The organism is Cupriavidus sp. 05N39, assembly GCF_056397325.1.
Map to the genome: position 1 here is coordinate 1 of NZ_JBFTNE010000139.1, position 15,808 is coordinate 15,808.

General features: G+C 65.3%; 17 protein-coding genes. 6 read left to right on the forward strand and 11 right to left on the reverse strand.

Annotated elements, in window-relative coordinates:
- Nucleotides 1–563: 563 nt before the first annotated feature.
- Both AC1DN0_RS36980 and AC1DN0_RS36985 read left to right on the forward strand, forming a co-directional pair.
- Complete coding sequence (locus AC1DN0_RS36980; protein WP_276291153.1) at nt 564–1,541, forward strand: tripartite tricarboxylate transporter substrate binding protein; 978 nt, start codon at nt 564–566, stop codon at nt 1,539–1,541.
- A gap of 11 nt (nt 1,542–1,552) precedes the next feature.
- Entirely contained in the window at nt 1,553–2,998 is a 1,446-nt protein-coding gene (locus AC1DN0_RS36985) for a M81 family metallopeptidase (protein ID WP_441636976.1), read from the forward strand.
- Between the two features lie 136 nt (nt 2,999–3,134).
- Here the strand turns inward: AC1DN0_RS36985 and AC1DN0_RS36990 are convergent, their stop codons facing one another.
- From AC1DN0_RS36990 to AC1DN0_RS37005, 4 genes are all read right to left on the reverse strand, one after another.
- Nucleotides 3,135–3,455: a high-potential iron-sulfur protein gene (locus AC1DN0_RS36990; protein WP_035860975.1), complete on the reverse strand. Its 321-nt coding sequence runs from the start codon at nt 3,453–3,455 to the stop codon at nt 3,135–3,137.
- Nucleotides 3,456–3,806: 351 nt separating this feature from the next.
- On the reverse strand, nt 3,807–4,169 hold the full coding sequence (locus AC1DN0_RS36995) for an RcnB family protein (RefSeq protein ID WP_441636979.1): 363 nt from the start codon (nt 4,167–4,169) through the stop codon (nt 3,807–3,809).
- A gap of 426 nt (nt 4,170–4,595) precedes the next feature.
- A complete protein-coding gene (locus AC1DN0_RS37000; RefSeq protein ID WP_441636981.1) occupies nt 4,596–5,792 on the reverse strand; it encodes a methyl-accepting chemotaxis protein in 1,197 nt (398 codons plus the stop codon).
- A 107-nt stretch (nt 5,793–5,899) separates the two neighbouring features.
- A complete protein-coding gene (locus tag AC1DN0_RS37005) occupies nt 5,900–6,628 on the reverse strand; it encodes a FadR/GntR family transcriptional regulator (protein ID WP_441636983.1) in 729 nt (242 codons plus the stop codon).
- Here AC1DN0_RS37005 and AC1DN0_RS37010 point away from each other — a divergent pair.
- Nucleotides 6,615–6,752 carry a hypothetical protein gene (locus AC1DN0_RS37010; RefSeq protein WP_441636985.1) on the forward strand — a complete coding sequence of 46 codons (138 nt, stop codon included), beginning with the start codon at nt 6,615–6,617 and terminating at the stop codon, nt 6,750–6,752. The two genes, AC1DN0_RS37005 and AC1DN0_RS37010, sit on opposite strands and share 14 nt — an antisense overlap.
- Nucleotides 6,753–6,866: 114 nt before the next feature.
- Here AC1DN0_RS37010 and AC1DN0_RS37015 read toward each other — a convergent pair whose 3' ends face one another.
- Nucleotides 6,867–7,733, reverse strand: coding sequence for an RNA polymerase sigma-70 factor (locus tag AC1DN0_RS37015; RefSeq protein ID WP_477146436.1), 867 nt, complete (start codon nt 7,731–7,733; stop codon nt 6,867–6,869).
- Nucleotides 7,734–7,963: 230 nt separating this feature from the next.
- Between AC1DN0_RS37015 and AC1DN0_RS37020 the strand changes: the two genes are divergently transcribed.
- Complete coding sequence (locus AC1DN0_RS37020; protein WP_441636991.1) at nt 7,964–8,428, forward strand: carboxymuconolactone decarboxylase family protein; 465 nt, start codon at nt 7,964–7,966, stop codon at nt 8,426–8,428.
- Nucleotides 8,429–8,599: 171 nt separating this feature from the next.
- Here AC1DN0_RS37020 and AC1DN0_RS37025 read toward each other — a convergent pair whose 3' ends face one another.
- Nucleotides 8,600–9,922 (reverse strand): MFS transporter, encoded by a 1,323-nt coding sequence (locus AC1DN0_RS37025; RefSeq protein WP_477104309.1) that lies wholly within the window; start codon nt 9,920–9,922, stop codon nt 8,600–8,602.
- Between the two features lie 250 nt (nt 9,923–10,172).
- Here AC1DN0_RS37025 and AC1DN0_RS37030 point away from each other — a divergent pair, with 250 nt between their 5' ends.
- Entirely contained in the window at nt 10,173–10,715 is a 543-nt protein-coding gene (locus AC1DN0_RS37030; RefSeq protein WP_441636989.1) for an ureidoglycolate lyase, read from the forward strand.
- 743 nt (nt 10,716–11,458) lie between these two features.
- On the opposite strand, the gene AC1DN0_RS37035 is transcribed toward AC1DN0_RS37030, so the two are convergent.
- Both AC1DN0_RS37035 and AC1DN0_RS37040 read right to left on the reverse strand, forming a co-directional pair.
- Nucleotides 11,459–13,021, reverse strand: coding sequence for a class I adenylate-forming enzyme family protein (locus AC1DN0_RS37035; RefSeq protein WP_441633124.1), 1,563 nt, complete (start codon nt 13,019–13,021; stop codon nt 11,459–11,461).
- Between the two features lie 259 nt (nt 13,022–13,280).
- A complete protein-coding gene (locus AC1DN0_RS37040; protein ID WP_428179531.1) occupies nt 13,281–13,739 on the reverse strand; it encodes a PRC-barrel domain-containing protein in 459 nt (152 codons plus the stop codon).
- 342 nt (nt 13,740–14,081) lie between these two features.
- Between AC1DN0_RS37040 and AC1DN0_RS37045 the strand changes: the two genes are divergently transcribed.
- Nucleotides 14,082–14,507, forward strand: coding sequence for an ElaB/YgaM/YqjD family protein (locus AC1DN0_RS37045; RefSeq protein WP_441633126.1), 426 nt, complete (start codon nt 14,082–14,084; stop codon nt 14,505–14,507).
- A gap of 52 nt (nt 14,508–14,559) precedes the next feature.
- On the opposite strand, the gene AC1DN0_RS37050 is transcribed toward AC1DN0_RS37045, so the two are convergent.
- The 3 genes from AC1DN0_RS37050 to AC1DN0_RS37060 form a co-directional block, all read right to left on the reverse strand.
- Complete coding sequence (locus AC1DN0_RS37050; protein ID WP_045236571.1) at nt 14,560–14,871, reverse strand: Dabb family protein; 312 nt, start codon at nt 14,869–14,871, stop codon at nt 14,560–14,562.
- A 19-nt stretch (nt 14,872–14,890) separates the two neighbouring features.
- Nucleotides 14,891–15,193 carry a YciI family protein gene (locus tag AC1DN0_RS37055; protein WP_441633128.1) on the reverse strand — a complete coding sequence of 101 codons (303 nt, stop codon included), beginning with the start codon at nt 15,191–15,193 and terminating at the stop codon, nt 14,891–14,893.
- 6 nt (nt 15,194–15,199) lie between these two features.
- Nucleotides 15,200–15,808, reverse strand: a 609-nt coding sequence (locus AC1DN0_RS37060; protein ID WP_477146437.1) for a dioxygenase family protein, incomplete at its 5' end; no start/stop codon positions are given.

Sequence of the window (15,808 nt, forward strand, 5' to 3'; positions counted from 1 at the left end):
CCGGATGGGGCGACACCCCCTCGGGATCCGGCGAAAAGAGCGGCCGGGACCCAAACTCGCATCGCCTTAAGGCGATACTCAAACATGGGTCCCTCTTTTCCGCTCTTTTCGCCGGATCCCGAGGCGCCCCATACGGCCTGGTACACCTTCACGGCTCGCTTCGCATCGCGGGTTGGTGTGGCCCGCCCTTGCGGGCGCTCCACACGGCTACACCGAATCGGTGATCTGACGACAGCGCGTGTCCTTGAAATTTCTCGGCTCTTCGGGGTCTCAAACCCTGTCTCCTGTCTCCTGTCTCCTGTCTCCTGTCTCCTGTCTCCTATCTCCTATCTCCGCTCGCTAGCCGCGGCTGGTGATGCATGGCTTTTCCCTTCCCCAATTTTTGGGTGAAGGGGAAAAAACCGTTGCCAAATAGGCAACAAAATTCCGACAAGCTTACATTGATTCGGGGGGCTGGAATTGCGAATAATGTGCCTGCGGCAAATTCGCCCGGTTGCCAGTCGATACAGCGCGCTGATTTCGATTGCCACGGCAGACCACGTTCCCCTTTCGAGCAAACAAGCATGAAACCCTTCGCTTCAATCCTGGCAGCCGCGACCCTGGGCGTGATCTGCCACCACGCAGCCGCCGCGCCACAGGATCCTTCGTATCCGGCCAAACCCGTCAAGATCGTGGTCGGCTATGCGCCCGGCGGTTCGTCCGATGCCGTGGCCAGGCTGGTGGCTAACCGGCTGTCGGAGAGGCTGGGACAGAGCTTTGTCGTGGAGAACCGGCCCGGCGCTGCCAGCAATATCGCGGCGGCCGGCGTGGCGCGCGCGCCCAACGATGGCTACACGATCCTGCTGGGTTCCAACGCCAGCACCATCAATGTCTCGCTGTACAAGAAGCTGCCTTTCGACTTCCAGAAGGATTTCGCGCCGGTGGTGCTGCTCACGCGCTTCCCCAATATCATGGCGGTGAACCCCTCGGTGCCGGCGACCACGGTGGCGGAGTTCATCAGCTATGCCAAGGCGCACCCGAAGGGGGTGTTCTTCGCTTCGTCCGGCGCGGGATCTTCGACGCGCTTGTCGGCTGAGTTGTTCAAGACCATGGCGGGCATCCAGATGGAGCACGTGCAGTACAAGGGCAGCGCACCGGCGCTGACGGACCTGATGGCGGGCCAGGTGCAGGTGATGTTCGATACGGCGCCATCCGTCATCCCGCTGATCAAGAGCGGAAAGCTGCGCGCGCTGGCCGTCACCAGCGCGAGCCCGCAACCGTTCGCGCCGGAGATCCCTACCGTCGATGCGAGCGGGCTCAAGGGGTATGAGGTCACTTCGTGGTACGCCTTGTTCGTGCCCACCGGCACGCCGGCGGGCATCGTCGATACGCTGAACAAGGAGGTCAACGCGATCATGGGCGAGAAGGACACGCGGGATAAGCTCGCTGCCATGGTGGCCACGCCGGGCGGCGGTACGCCGGAAGCGCTGCGCCAGCACGTCGCGGCGGAAATCACCAAGTGGGGCGCGGTGGTCAAAGCCTCCGGCGCCACCGCGGACTAGGCCGGCGGATCATGCGTGTTTTTACCGGCTCGCTGGCTACCGAGACCAATACTTTCGCCCCCCTGCCCACCTCGCTGGATGCTTTCGTCGACCGGGGTTACTATCCCGCCGGCACGCATCCGCCGGAGATGACCGTATTCAGCGGGCCACTGTGGGCCGCCCGCCAGCGTGGCCGCGAGCGCGGCTGGGCAGTGATCGAGGGCATGGCCGCCGGCGCGCAGCCGGGCGGCATCACCACGCGCCATGCCTATGAAACGCTGCGCGACGAACTGCTTGGCGACCTGCGCCGGGCGCTCCCCGTCGATATGGTGGTGCTGGGGCTGCATGGCGCCATGGTGGCCGATGACTATGAGGATTGCGAGGGCGACCTGCTGGCCCGCGTGCGCGCGCTGGTTGGCCCCGGCGTGGTGGTCGGCGCCGAACTGGATCCGCATTGCCATCTGTCTGATGCCATGGTGGCGAACGCCGACATGCTGGTGGCCTACAAGGAATATCCGCACACCGATATCCGCGAGCGCGCGCTGGAGCTGGTGGATTTTTGCGCGGCGCAGGCCGAGGGACGCATCGCCCCCGTGGCGGCGGTGGTGGACTGCGAGATGGTCGTCACCATCCGGACCAACCAGGAGCCGGCCAGGAGCTATGTCGACCGGTTGATGGCGCTGGAGGGCCGCGACGGCATCCTGTCCATCTCCGTGGCGCATGGTTTCCCGTGGGGCGATGTGCCCGACATGGGCACCAGGCTGCTCGTGTACGCGGACGGCGACGCGGGTGCCGCACAACGGCTGGCGCGGCGCCTTGCCGACGAGCTGATTGGCATGCGAGCGCAGCTGACGCCAGCCTGCCCCGGACCGGACGAGGCCATCGACCAGGCGCTGGCTTACGGCGACGCGCCCGTGGTCATCGCGGACGCGGCCGACAACCCCGGCGGCGGTGCCGCGGGAGATGCCACATTCATGCTGCATCGCCTGCGCCAGCGCGGAGTCCGCAACGTGGCGGTGGGCCCCCTGTGGGATCCCGTCGCCGTGCGCATTGCCTTTAGCGCCGGCGTGGGCGCGCGCCTGCCGCTGCGCATCGGCGGCAAGGTCAGCCCGATGTCGGGCGAGCCCATCGACCTGGTGTGCACTGTAAAGGCGCTGGTCCCGGACATGGTCATGACAGGGCTGTCAGGGGCGCCGGCCGCGGTGGGAAACGCGGCGCTGGTGGAAGCGGAGGGCATCGAGATCGTGCTGATCACGCTGCGCGCCCAGGCGCTGGATACCGATGTGTTCACGCAGCTTGGCTGCCGGCTGGAGGACAAGACGCTGATCGTGGTCAAGTCCGCGCAGCACTTCCACACCGCGTTCTCGCGGATCGCCCGCCATGTCATCTATGCGGACGCGCCGGGCTCGGTATCGCTCAACCTGAGCGCACTGCCCTATCGCCGCGCGCGCCGTCCCAAGTGGCCAATCGACGGATAAATGAGCGCTCGAACAGCCGCGCGAATGGCCGCTTGGATGTACGCTTGACCGGACACGCAGACGCACGCCTGGATAAAAGAAAACGGCGGACGCACCCAGACCGCGCGCCCGCCGCTTTCACCGTATCAGGCCGCTATCAAGCCTTCTTTACCCAAGCGCTGCACCAGCCTTTGGTGGCAACCTGCTTGCCCGCGAAGAGCGGGCAGCCGCCGCTGGCATCGGTCGCCTTGCCCTGGAAGAGCTGGCAGTTGCCGCAGTGCTGGGTGGCGTCATGCTTGGGATATTTGGCTTTATCGACTTTGGTGGTATCCGCCTTGTAGCCAAGGCCGACCGCCTGCGGGTCTTTTTCATCGACCATCGGGCCGCCGCCCTGGGCCCGGGACGCCAGGGAAACACCCAGGGCGCCTGCGGCCGCAATAATGGGAATGCCTTTCAGGAAATGACGACGAGTTGACATCTTTCTATCCTTTTTGTGGGGGACAAACTGGGCGGGGGCACGCGCCGCGCGCAACAACGCAAGGCATCGGCCCCAGCCATCGGCGCACCCATGAAGGCGCGCGCCGGATACCGGCCCGGACGCAGCCACATCACAGCAAGGAAACAAGGTGTCGGACACGTTGGCTCGAGGCTCGCATGGCTCGCACCAGCAGCCGCCGTCCTGGCCGGCTCCTGGCCTGTATCCCGATTGAGTTTAGACGACGGCGATTACATGGACATTGCGCGTAGTCATGAACGCTGAGGATCGGTGGCGCATGCGCCCTGCGCGGATGCCCTGGGTCAAGCGGGCAAAAACGCCGGCAGAAACACCCTAGCTGCCGCCGCCTACCTCGACGATCGAGCCATTGGGCGCAACGAGGTAGAAGTTCGCGCCCACCCCGACCCAGTGACGGCCTTTGGTTGGCTGCGGCAAGTCGTACTGACGCCAGTCATCCACCACATATTGGCGATCGCGGTACTCGGCGGGAAGCTTGTCGCCCTTTTTCCATTGGCTCGGCACGCTGCGCGTGTTGTTGCCGGCCGGAGCCATGCCCGCATCCTTGGATGACGGCGACTGGTATTGATACCCACCGCCGGCGCCGGAGGCCGGCTGCGCAAAACAAGAGGCCGAGACCAGGAACCCGCCGGCAAGCAATACGCCCGGCAGCAGTCTGCTTCTCATGGTTTTCTTCATTGAGCACTCCTTTTTATTGGCCGCAATGGCCCTGACAGGTCATCTCCTACCGGGCGATGCCACAGGCAGCCCACGCGATCGGTGTGTCGCGAAACAGGGGCCCGCAACTTCAATGCCCGGATTAAGGATAGTGGCTATGGGGGCGGATGGGGACGGCAAGCGCCGGAACAGACGCCCGCCAGCCGTGCGCAGGCTTGCAGGGACAGGCTGGAGAAGGGCTGCGGGAAAGCGAAACGGGGAAATACCTGCCGGGAATGTAAAGATTTCTGCCAGGATGGAAATGCAAAGGAGCGCCGGCATCACAAAAAAAATGACGCCTGAGGCGTCATCATCGGCGCGTGGCGGAAGGCTGCGGGAAGCGGCGGGAAGACACGAACATGCCCTGCACCCCCGCTCCACGCGCAGCAAATACTACAACGGCCTTGCCTACGCGTGTGCGCCCCGTGGCACGCCGGCAAAACGGGCTTGCGCGGATGCCATGTCGTCTGGCGTGGCGTCCAGCTTGAACTCGTCCACCGCGGCCTGCAACTGGTGGGCCTGGTCCGCCAGGGCCGACGAGGCAGCAGCGGCCTGCTCCACCAGCGCGGCGTTCTGCTGCGTCACCGCGTCCATTTGCATCACGGCTTGATTGACCTGTTCGATGCCATCGCTCTGCTGCCCCGACGCCACCGCGATCTCGCCGAGGATGGTGGTGACCTGCCGGGAGGCGGTCACGATCTCGCGCATCGTCTGGCCAGCGTGCTCCACCCGCGCCGCGCCGTTGCGCACTTGCTCCGCGGAGTCGCCGATCAGCCCGCGGATTTCCTTGGCCGCCGCGGCGCTGCGCTGCGCCAGGGTACGTACCTCGCCCGCCACCACCGCAAAGCCCCGCCCCTGCTCGCCCGCGCGCGCCGCTTCCACGGCGGCGTTGAGCGCCAGGATGTTGGTCTGGAACGCGATGCCTTCGATCACATCGATGATGTCGACCACCTTATTGGAGCTGGCGCTGATCGCCTGCATGGTGTCCACCACCTCCCCGACCACGGTGCCGCCTCGTTGCGCGATATCCGAGGCATTGGCCGCCAGTTCGTTGGCCGCGTGCGCGCGCTCGGTATTCTGTTTGACCATGGCCGTCAGTTCGCCCATGCTCGACGCGGTTTCCTGCAGCGCCGCGGCCTGTTCCTCGGTGCGCTGGGACAGGTCGGTGTTGCCGGCCGCGATCTGCTTCGAGGCATCCGTGATCGAATCCGTCGAGTCCTTGATCCGGCTCACCAGGTCGGTGAGCATGTCTTCCATCTCGCCCATGCCGCGCAGCAGACGGCCGAACTCGCCCTGGCGCTCGGTTTCGAATTCCTTGCTGAGGTCGCCGGAGGCCACGGTTTCGGCGATATAGACGGCCTCGCCCAGCGGTTGCTCGATGCTGCGCGCAATGCCGTGGGTACAGGCGGCGCCGACCAGCAGCGCGGCCAGCCAGAGCCCGAACATCCAGGCGCGGGCGGAGTCGGCGCCCTGCCCGACATTCCCGGCCGCCGCGTCCGGCGGGGCATTGAGCCCCATCGCGATCGCCGCCGCCATCAATATCAACACCACCGCGAAACCAGCGCCAAGGCGCATACGGGTGCTCAGGTTGGCCAGTGCCATCATTGCTGCATCTCCCCTTTTTAGTAGACTTCGCCTGCCTCGTCGTCTGGGTAACGGCGACGCGCGGAGAAACTTTAGGGGAATTCCCAGATGCCGCCTTCCAGTGGCATTCAGGCGGGACGCCGCTCCGGCGCCATCCCGCCATCCGCCCGGCTACCGGCGGGGAAATGCACGCCGGCGCGCTGGGCGGCCCGCACGATGTGATCGGACATGGCGCGCTGCGCGAGGCTGGCGTCGCCCGCCGCCAGGGCGTCGATGATGGCGCAATGCTCGGTGTAGGTGGCGTGGCGGCTGCCGCGCTGGTAGAACGGCAGGCGCTGGCTTTCCTGCATGACGTCGGTGCTGTTGCGCAGGATATCGGCAATCGCGCGGTTGCCGGCGATGGCAATGATGCGCATATGGAATTCGAAATCCAGCCGGGCGGCCTGGGTAAAGTCGGACGCATCGATGCACGCCCGCATGGCTTCGGCGTTCTCGCGCAGGGCGCCGACATCTTCCGGCAACAGCGCCGCCGCGGCCAGCCCCACGGTGAAGCTTTCCAGCGCGAAGCGCAGCTGGTAGATATCGGTCAGCGAATGCGATTTCGAGAAACGCCACTGCGGCGGCGCGCCGTCGGTGGCATCGGCGGCCACATACACGCCTTTACCGGGTCGCGAGACCACCAGCCCCAGGCCCTGCAGGGTGGACAGCGCCTCCCGCAGCGAGGTGCGGCTGATACCGAGTTGCTCGGCCAGGTCGCGTTGTGAGGGCAACAGCGAGCCGGCCGGATACTTGCCGCCTTCGATCCACTCGCGGATGAGGGTCGCGGCGTTGGCGGAGATGGCGGTGGCTGTGACCATGGCGGTGATGGAAACTCCTGCGCTGGATGGTGTTGATGGCAAAGGGCAAGGGAAATTGCCGCGGGCGCCAGCGCTGGCGCCGGATCGACGGCAAATTGTACTCGACCGCTACCTGGAGATCTAACGGCAACCACAACCGCCTGACGTCAGGATCAAAGACCCGAAGGCTGATAGCCAAAGGCAGTGACTACCCTGTTTTCGCAGGATTGCGCATCGCCTCCCCCTGGTCCGTGACAGCCTACAGCGGCGGCACCGCGGAAAGCTTGTCGGGATTGCGCACGACATAGACTGCGGTGATGCGGCCCGCCTCGATGGTGAAGGACTGCGCCGACTCGATCTTGCCATCCACATAGCGAAGGAGCCCAGGCATGCCATTGATCCGGGCCAGCCGGTAGCGTACCTTGCCTGGCTCTGCGTGCCCGAGCGACCAGAAGACGCCGGCGATACGCGCGGCGCCGCGCAGGATGCGCCCGAACGACGGCACCTTGCCGCCACCGTCGCTGATCAGCTCGGCATCCGGGCTGAGCATCGTCTTCATGGCGGTCCGGTCGCCGGTGCTTGCGGCCTGCATGAAGCGGGTCAGCAGTTCGCGATGCTCCTGTGGCGATACGTCGTAGCGCGGGCGGCCTTCCCGCACGCGCTCACCGGCGCGGTGCACGATCTGGCGGCAGGCCGCTTCGGTCTTGCCGAGGATCGAAGCGATTTCCGCATACTCCAGATCGAATGCCTGCCGTAGCAGGAACGCCGCCCGCTCGTCGGGCGAGRGGCGTTCCAGCACCCAAAGGAACGCCACCGACACTTCGCTTGCCAACTCCGCCGCCGCCTCCGGCGTGTCCTCATGCGACTCGACCAGCGGCTCGGGGAGCCACCAGCCGATGTATTTCTCCTGCTCGCTCTTGCGCGCGCGCAGGCGGTCGATCGCGAGCCGCGTCGTGACCGTGACCAGCCACGCTTCCGCCGAGCGCAGCTCGGCCTGGTCTGCCTCGTGCCAGCGCAGCCAGGCGTCCTGGACCACGTCCTCCGCGTCGGAACGGGTACCCAGCATGCGATAGGCTATCCCGAAAAGACGGGGCTTCAGTGCGGTGAAAGGTTCGGCGGAATCCATAAGTCATATGCGAGAAGATCACCCCCAGACGTTCCGGCAACGCGTTTTGTGACATCCAGGCGAATGACTGGTACGGCGCAGGGGTAACACCGGGCGTGAAGAGAACCGGAGAAGATATATAGCAAAAAAATTGCAGCCGCTGTCACAAGCCGGTTGCCGCCGCCGTCTTACGGTCATGGCAGGCGCGCAGGGCGCCTGCCGGACCCGTCGAAACGGATTGAAAGGCAAAAATCATGACTGCTGCACGTATCAACTTTTTCCAACTCGCCCCGGCCAACCTGAAGGCGATGATCAATTTCTCCGCCTCCGTCAAGCAAAGCTCGCTAGGGACCCGGCTGGTGGAGATGGTGAACCTGCGCGTCTCGCAGATCAATGGCTGCGGCGTCTGCATCGACATGCATTGGCGCGACCTGATCAAGCAGGGCGCGGAACCGCGCCACCTGAATGCCATCGCCGGCTGGCGCGAGGCACCGTTCTTCAGCACTCGCGAGCGCGCCGCGCTGGCCTGGGCGGAAGCCGTCAACGCGCTGCCGCACCGCGACGACACGGATGCCGTCTATCCCGAATTGCGCGAGCATTTCAGCGAGAACGAAATCGCCGAGCTGTCCTACGCCATTGCAGCGATTCGCGGCTGGAATGTGATGAACCTGAGCCTGCGCAACCAGATTCCGGAAAATCCGGCTCCGGGCTTCTGATCGCGCTGCCGGTCCACCTTGTGATGGCGCGGCGCCGCCGCGCCTTGCCCGGAGCGCCGCCTGCGCCATGCAGAGCGGAGCCATTGCGTCGCGCAAATGCTCGATCTGCCAGCTCGCCGATGCCTGTGCAAAGCGCTGTGGCCAGCGGCATGGACCGGGCCATGCCGTACCTTACTTGTTAACCAGCCGCGCAGGGACGGTATAGGTGAGCGCCGCGCCACAGAGCAGCACGCCGGCCAGCACGAACATCGCCAGGTTGGTGCTCTGCGTCGCATCCTTGATCAGGCCGATCATGTAAGGGCTGACAAAGCCGGCCAGGTTGGCGAACGAGTTGATCATGGCGATACCGGCAGCGGCCCCCGCGCCGGACAACAGCGCGGTGGGCAGGCTCCAGAACAGCGGCGAGGTGGCCAGGCTGCCGCCGGCCGCCAGCGCCAGGGCCGCGAGYGACAGCGCCACGTTGTCGCTGAAGACCGCACTCAGCGCCAGCCCGGCGGCGCCGCAGCAGAATGGCACGATCAGGTGCCAGCGGCGTTCGCGCATGCGGTCGGAGCTGCGGCTGACCAGGATCATCGAACACACCGCGACGGAAAACGGGATGGCGGTCAGCAAGCCGATATTCAGCGCGCCGGTCACGCCGGACTGCCGGATCAGCGACGGCAGCCAGAAGGTCAGCCCGTACTGCCCCATCACCGTGCAGAAGCAGATGCAGGCCATCTTGATGATGCGGCTGTCCGAAAAAAGCTGCCGCATGGTCATATGGCCACCCTTCGCCGCGTTCTCGCTGGCGATATTGCGCTCCAGCAGTTCCTTCTCGGATTGCGTCAGCCAGCGTGCCGAACGAATATTGTTATCGAGATAGGCCAGCACCGCGAAGCCGACCAGCAAGGAAGGCAGCGCTTCGATCAGGAACATCCACTGCCAGCCGCGCAGCCCCGCGACGCCCTGCATCGACTCCATGATGAACCCCGAGAGCGGGCCGCCGAAAATGCCCGACACCGGGATGGCGCACATGAACAACGCCACCATGCGAGCGCGGCGGTGCGACGGGAACCAGTAGGTCAGGTACAGGATCATGCCGGGATAGAAGCCGGCCTCGGCCGCGCCAAGCAGGAAACGCAGCACATAGAACTGCGTGGTGGTCTGCACGAACACCATCGCCGCCGAAATCAGGCTCCACATGATCATGATGCGCGAGATGGTGGCCTTGGCGCCGATCCGGTGCATCAGGATATTGCTCGGCACTTCGAAGAAGAAGTACCCGATGAAGAACAGCCCGGCGCCCAGCCCGTAGGCGGACTCGCTGAACCGCAGGTCGCCCAGCATGTGCAGCTTGGCAAACCCCACATTGACGCGGTCCAGGTAGGCCACGACATAGCAAAGCATCAGGAAAGGCAACAGGCGCCATGCAACCTTGCGGTAGACGGCGTTTTCCCGCGCCGCCGCCGCWTTGGCGGCGGCCGGCTCGGGGGCTAGCGATGGGGCAGTGGTCAGGGACACAGCAGTTTCCTCCTCGGGTGGCGTGGCACTTCGTTCAACTGGTATTACCAGTATGATTTCTAATGGATGGCGAAGAATACGTCCGCATCGCGCTATGGAAAAGCAGCGTAAACCCGGAATTTAAGTGCCTTGACGCGGGGTCTGGCTAACGCGATACTAGCCCTACTGGTATTACCAGTCGGATAAGCCCATTCGGAAAGCCGCCTTTCACGGCTTCCCCATCACCCTGACCAAGAGGAAAAACGTGTCTGCTCCCGACGAGACGGCGATCGTGCGCCCAACACCCGCCCACGCGCCGGTGCCCTTGCGAGTCGAGCCGCTGACCGCGGCTGCCTTCGCCCCCTTTGGCGACGTCATCGAAAGCGAAGGGCACGTGCCGATGGTCATCAATGGCGGCATGACGCTGCGCTATCACGACCTCGCCGGGATCGACGTCGGCGCGCTGGACGGCCGTGCGCTGATCAACTTCTTCGACGCGCAGCCCTATGCCCTGCCCCTCGCCATCGCATCGATGGAACGGCATCCGCTGGGCAGCCAGGCCTTCGTGCCATTGGACGAAACCGCCTTCCTCGTCGTCGTGGCGCCGGGCGGCGGCCAGCTCGACGAGTCAGCCATCCGCGCCTTTGTCACCAATGGCCGGCAAGGCGTGAACTACAAGCGAGGCGTCTGGCATCACTCGTTGATCGTCACGCGGGGACCGGCGCGATTTCTGGTGGTGGATCGTGGTGGGGAGGGGCACAACTGTGATATCACTGACTTGCTCGGCAAGTATTTGATTGCGGAGTGAGTGGGCTGGAGTGTTGCCATGCAGGGCGGCAATGGCTTGCTTCCGGCACCTCTGGCACGTGAGGGCTACGGCTTAACGTCAAAGTCAGAACCCTAAAGTCAACGGCAGTTTCACCTCCCCTGCGGGGAGGCGACCTACTTTCTTGTCTTGCCAAGAAAGTAGGCAAAGAAGGCGCGCCGGATGGGGCGATACCCCCTCGGGATCCGGCTACCAATCGTTGGTTTGGCAGGCTCGCTCCTGCAAATGGCCGCCCTCCTCCGCAGGCGAGGGAGCAACCCAACGCATAGCAAGTGGCAGCTGGCGCATGGAGACTGGAGACTGGAAGTTTGGCGTCCGAATAGCCGAGAGATTTTGGCGATGCGCGATATCGCCAGACCAGCGATTCGGTGTAGCCGTGTGGAGCGCGCCCAAGGGCGGTCCACACCCCAGCGCGATGCGAAGCGAGCCGTCAAGGTGTACCAGGCCGTATGGGGCGTCCTCGTCGGCAGGTGAAAAGAGCGGAAAAGAGGGGGCCATGTTTGAGCATCGCCTTAAGGCGATGTGAGTTTGGCCCCCGGCCGCTCTTTTCGCCTGCCGACGAGGAGGGKGTCGCCCCATCCGGCGCGCCTTTTTTGCCTACTTTTTTGGCAAGAGAAAAAAGTAGGTCGCCKCCCCGAAGGGGAGGTGAAACTGCCTTTGACTTTAAGGTTTTAAGCCTTTGACGTTAAAGCCCCTAACAACAGCCCCCGCCCCCCAAAAAAAACTCACTCCACCCCCCGCCCCTCCCCAAACCCATCCCTCAACTCCCTCTTAAGCACCTTCCCAATCGCACTCCGCGGCAGCCCCTCAACCAACTCCACCACAGCAAGCCGCTGCGTCTTCCCCACCTGCCCATTAGTCCAGGCCATCAAGTCCTCCCCCGACACCCCGGCCCCTTCCCTACGCACCACAAACGCCACCGGCGTCTCCCCCCATCGCTGCGATGGCACCCCTACCACGGCGCAGTCCACCACTTCGGGATGCTGCAGCAGAATGCCTTCGAGATCGCTGGGGTAGATATTGAAGCCGCCGCTGATGATCATGTCCTTCTTGCGGTCCATCAGCGTGAGGAAGCCATCTTCGTCAAAGCGGCCGACATCGCCGGTGCGGATAAAGAGCTTGCCGGTGGCGTCGCGCCATTCCGCGGCCGTGGTCTTTTCCGGCTGCTTGTGATAGCCCGCCATGATGATGTTGGAATGCCCGACAACCTCCCCGATCTCGCCCACGGCAACCTCGACGCCGTTGTCGTCGATCAGCCGGATGTCGTGCCCTTCCATCGGCTTGCCGACGGTATGGAGCTTGTTCGGGAATTCGTGCGCCGCCAGCACGCAACTGCCGCCGCCTTCGGTCATGCCGTAGTACTCCACCAGGCCGCCCGGCCAGCGCTTGAGGATCTCGCCCTTCAGCGCGGCCGCGAGCGGTGCGCTGGTGGAGAACTTCATCTTGAATGCCGACAGGTCGTATTCGCCGAAATCGCCGCGGGCCATCAGGCGCTGGTATTGCACCGGCACCAGCATGGTGTGCGTGACGCGATGCCGCGCCGCCAGTTCGAGATAGCGTTTCGCATCGAACTTTGGCATCAGCACCGCGGTGCCGCCCAGCGCCAGCGTGGGGATGAAACTCACCAGCGTGGTGTTGGAGTAAAGCGGCGTGGAGATCAGCGTGACCGCCTCGCGCCCGTAGCCGCCGCTTTCCTGGACACGGCGAATCTGGTTCCAGCGCAGGGCGTGGCCGTGCACGATGCCTTTTGGCGTTCCCGTCGTGCCCGACGAGTAGATGATGTTGAACACTTGCTCCGGCCTGACGGGATGCTCCCGCGGGCGGCTGCCTTGCGGCGCCAGCCAGGCTTCGAAGGACAGCCCGGCGGGCGCGCCGCCCAGGCCGACGAGCCGGGCCTGGATGTCGTCCCTGACCGGCGCGATCTCGCGCAGGACATCCGCATCGGCGAAGAGCAGCCGTGCATCGGAGTCCTGCACCATGCCCGCCAGGCTGGCCGGCGTGGAGGACGGCGCGAGCGGCACCAGGGCGACGCCGGCGCGCAGGCCGCCGATCAGGATCGCCGCGTACTCGACGGAAGCTGCCGCGCACACGGCAAGCGCAGCGCCGGGCTCCAGGCCGTCACGCTGCAATGCGGCCGCAACGCGGTCAACCAGTTCGTCGAATTCGGCATAGGTGAGCGAACGGCGGTCGTCGACCACCGCAACATGCCCGGGTTGCTCGGCCGCGTGCAGCCGGACGCAGCCGGCCAGGTTGCCAATCGGCTGCGCCAGAAGTTCTGTGATGCCCATGGGAATTTCCTGTCTCCACTTGACGTCGCGACCGGCCGTTCTGGAAGAGCGGCCGGTCGCGCGCAGATTTATTGTCCTGAACGGCCGGGCACCCGGCGTTCATCCATGTRCCCGCCGGTTTTACGGCTGGCCGGGGAGAATTCTCGCATGGACGCGGCAAGGCTGCCGCGGGTGATGCCCGGCGCGCGGCGGGACTGGGCGCATCCCCCGCACGCTTGCAGGAAAACAGGAACCTGTCGCGGCGCCTGATGCGCGGCGTTTAGAGCGGGCCACTATCCCCGATCCAGTATGGCGCGCGCCCATAGTACTCGTGCAGCGTGGCGCCCCACTGCGGGTCGGCCATGGACGGCCAGTTGTCCTTGTCGAAGCCCGGCGCGTCCTTGATCCGTTGCGCGGTCACGCCGATGCGGAAGCACTTCTCGTCGGCGTCCAGGGTGAGCGCGCCCCAGGGAATGGCGTGGAGGGTGTCGCCCATCCCGAGAAACCCGCCGCTGGTCAGCACCGCGTAGGCAATGCGGCCGCCACGTACGTCGAGCATGATCTCCGAAATCTTGCCGACATGCTCGCCGTCGGAGGAATAGACTTTGTCGCCTTCCAGCGTCGAGGCCGCCATGACGTCCGGGCCGGGGCCGTCGCCGATCCCGCCTCCGACAATGGCCGCGCCACGGCCGGCGGCGGTCGCGCCACGATTGAGTGCATTGCGATCGAGTTCATTCATGTTCGTCTCCTGATAAGGGTCGTGCCGAAGTGCGCGCAACGAACATGCCAGGACGGCGTTGCCGGCGGCATCGCCTTTCCGGCCTCCGGGTCACGGGAAGAATTACAAAGCCGGTAATTTTCCATGCCTTGCGCCGGCCCGGCGGCATGGCTGCCCACCGGCCTTGCCGGCGGCACGCGCGCCGCGTCACCAAGGCTGGCGCATGGCACGGAACATGCGCCGAGCATATGACCTCGCTTGCGCCGACCCAGGACGCGCAGGCGAATGAGCCGCCAGGTCCACGCTGCGTGCAGCGCACGCGGCACCCTCGCCCGAACGCCCCCCCTCTCAGGAGCACCACGAATGGAAACCCAAGGCAATACCCAATTCCCCGCCCAAAACGATTCGCCGGGTTTCGCCGGCAAGGTAGGCGCGGCAACCGCAAACGTCATGGACGCGGCTAAAGACGCCGGCAAACAGGTCGGCACGGTCGCACGGACCGAAGCCTACGGCCTGAAGCGGGAGCTCGATGACCTGATTGCCCGTATCCCCACCTTGTCGGGGGCTGCGCTGGATCAGGCCAAGGAAGAGTTCCTGAACAAGATGAACGCTACCCGGGACGCCGCGAAAGGCATTTCCGATAACGTGCGCCAGCAACTCTCCCAGCGCGCCGAAGACACCGCCGCCTACGTCAAGGCGCAACCCCTGCGCTCGATGGGCATAGCGGTCGGGGCCGGCATCATCCTGGGCCTGTGGATGTCCAACCGGAGCGGCCGCGCCACAGGCTGAAACCCGGACCACGCCCGCTTGCGCCCGGCCGGGCATCCCGTGCCGGGCGCCATCATGCGGACGCTTCGTAGTCCACCTGGTGCCGCGCGATGCGCAGGTCGCCAAGCTCGGCCTTCACGCGCAGGTGCTCCGGATGGCTGGCGTAGCCTTCCAGCGCCGATTGCGACTCGAACTCGGAGTACAGGACCACGTCGCAGGCGTAGTTGACCCTGCTGGCGTCCACGCCGACCTCCAGGTGGCGCAGTCCCGGGATCCGGCCGCGCAGCCCTTCGAAGGCAAGCTTCAGCCGGGCCACGCCGTCCTGCTTGTCCACTTCGGTTTCCCCGCGCAGGTTCCACATCACGATGTGTTTGACAATGGGCACGTCTCCTCCTTTCCGGATCTCAGGCCGGCGGAAAACCGGCCTTCTGCGGCCACAGGTTGGCAAAGGCATGGACGGTCGACTGCCCATACACACCGGCCTTGGTAAAGGGCTCGGCTTCCAGCCACGCCTGCGCTTCCGCCCGCGAGGCAAAGTCGATCACCAGCAGGCTGCCGACCATGGTGGCGCCGTCGTCGCCCAGCAGCGGGCCCGCAAAGGCGACGCTGCCCGCCCTGGCGCCCAGATAGGCCTTGTGCTCCGGGCGCACCCGGGCGCGCAGTTCGCCGGTGCCGGGCTTGTCGAGAAGATGGAATACAAACAACATGCGGGCTTACCTCCGTGTTGACGATGACGTTGACGATGAAGCCGGCGCCGACGGCGCCGGGTTGAGGATGAAATCGAAGTCCAGCGTGTAGAACGGCCTGGCGGATGCCGTACCGTCGGGCGCGATGCCGGGCTCATGCCGCACCCAGTCTCCGATCAGGGAACTGCGCACACCGAAGACCGCATCCGAATCCAGGTACTCGCCGCCCTCGCGGAACACATGGGTGATGAGCGTCTCGTACCCCGGTGCGGTGATCATGAAGTGCAGGTGGGCCGGGCGCCACGGGTGGCGGCCCATGGCGTCGAGCATGCGCCCCACCGGCCCGTCGTGCGGGATCGGATAGCACTCCGCGACGATCGACTTGAAGTGAAAGCCGCCGTTGGCGTCGGCGGTCAGCGCGCCGCGCCCCTGATGGCCGTCGCGCCCGCTCTGCTGCACGTCGTAGAAGCCATCGGAATCCGCCTGCCACACTTCCAGCCTGGCATGGGGCACCGCCTCGCCCGTCACGCTCCTGACCTGGCCGCTGACGTAACACGGCTCGCCGGTCATGCCGTTGCCCACATCGCCGCCCAGTTCATACTCCGGCGCGCCATCCACATAGAAGGGCCCGAACAC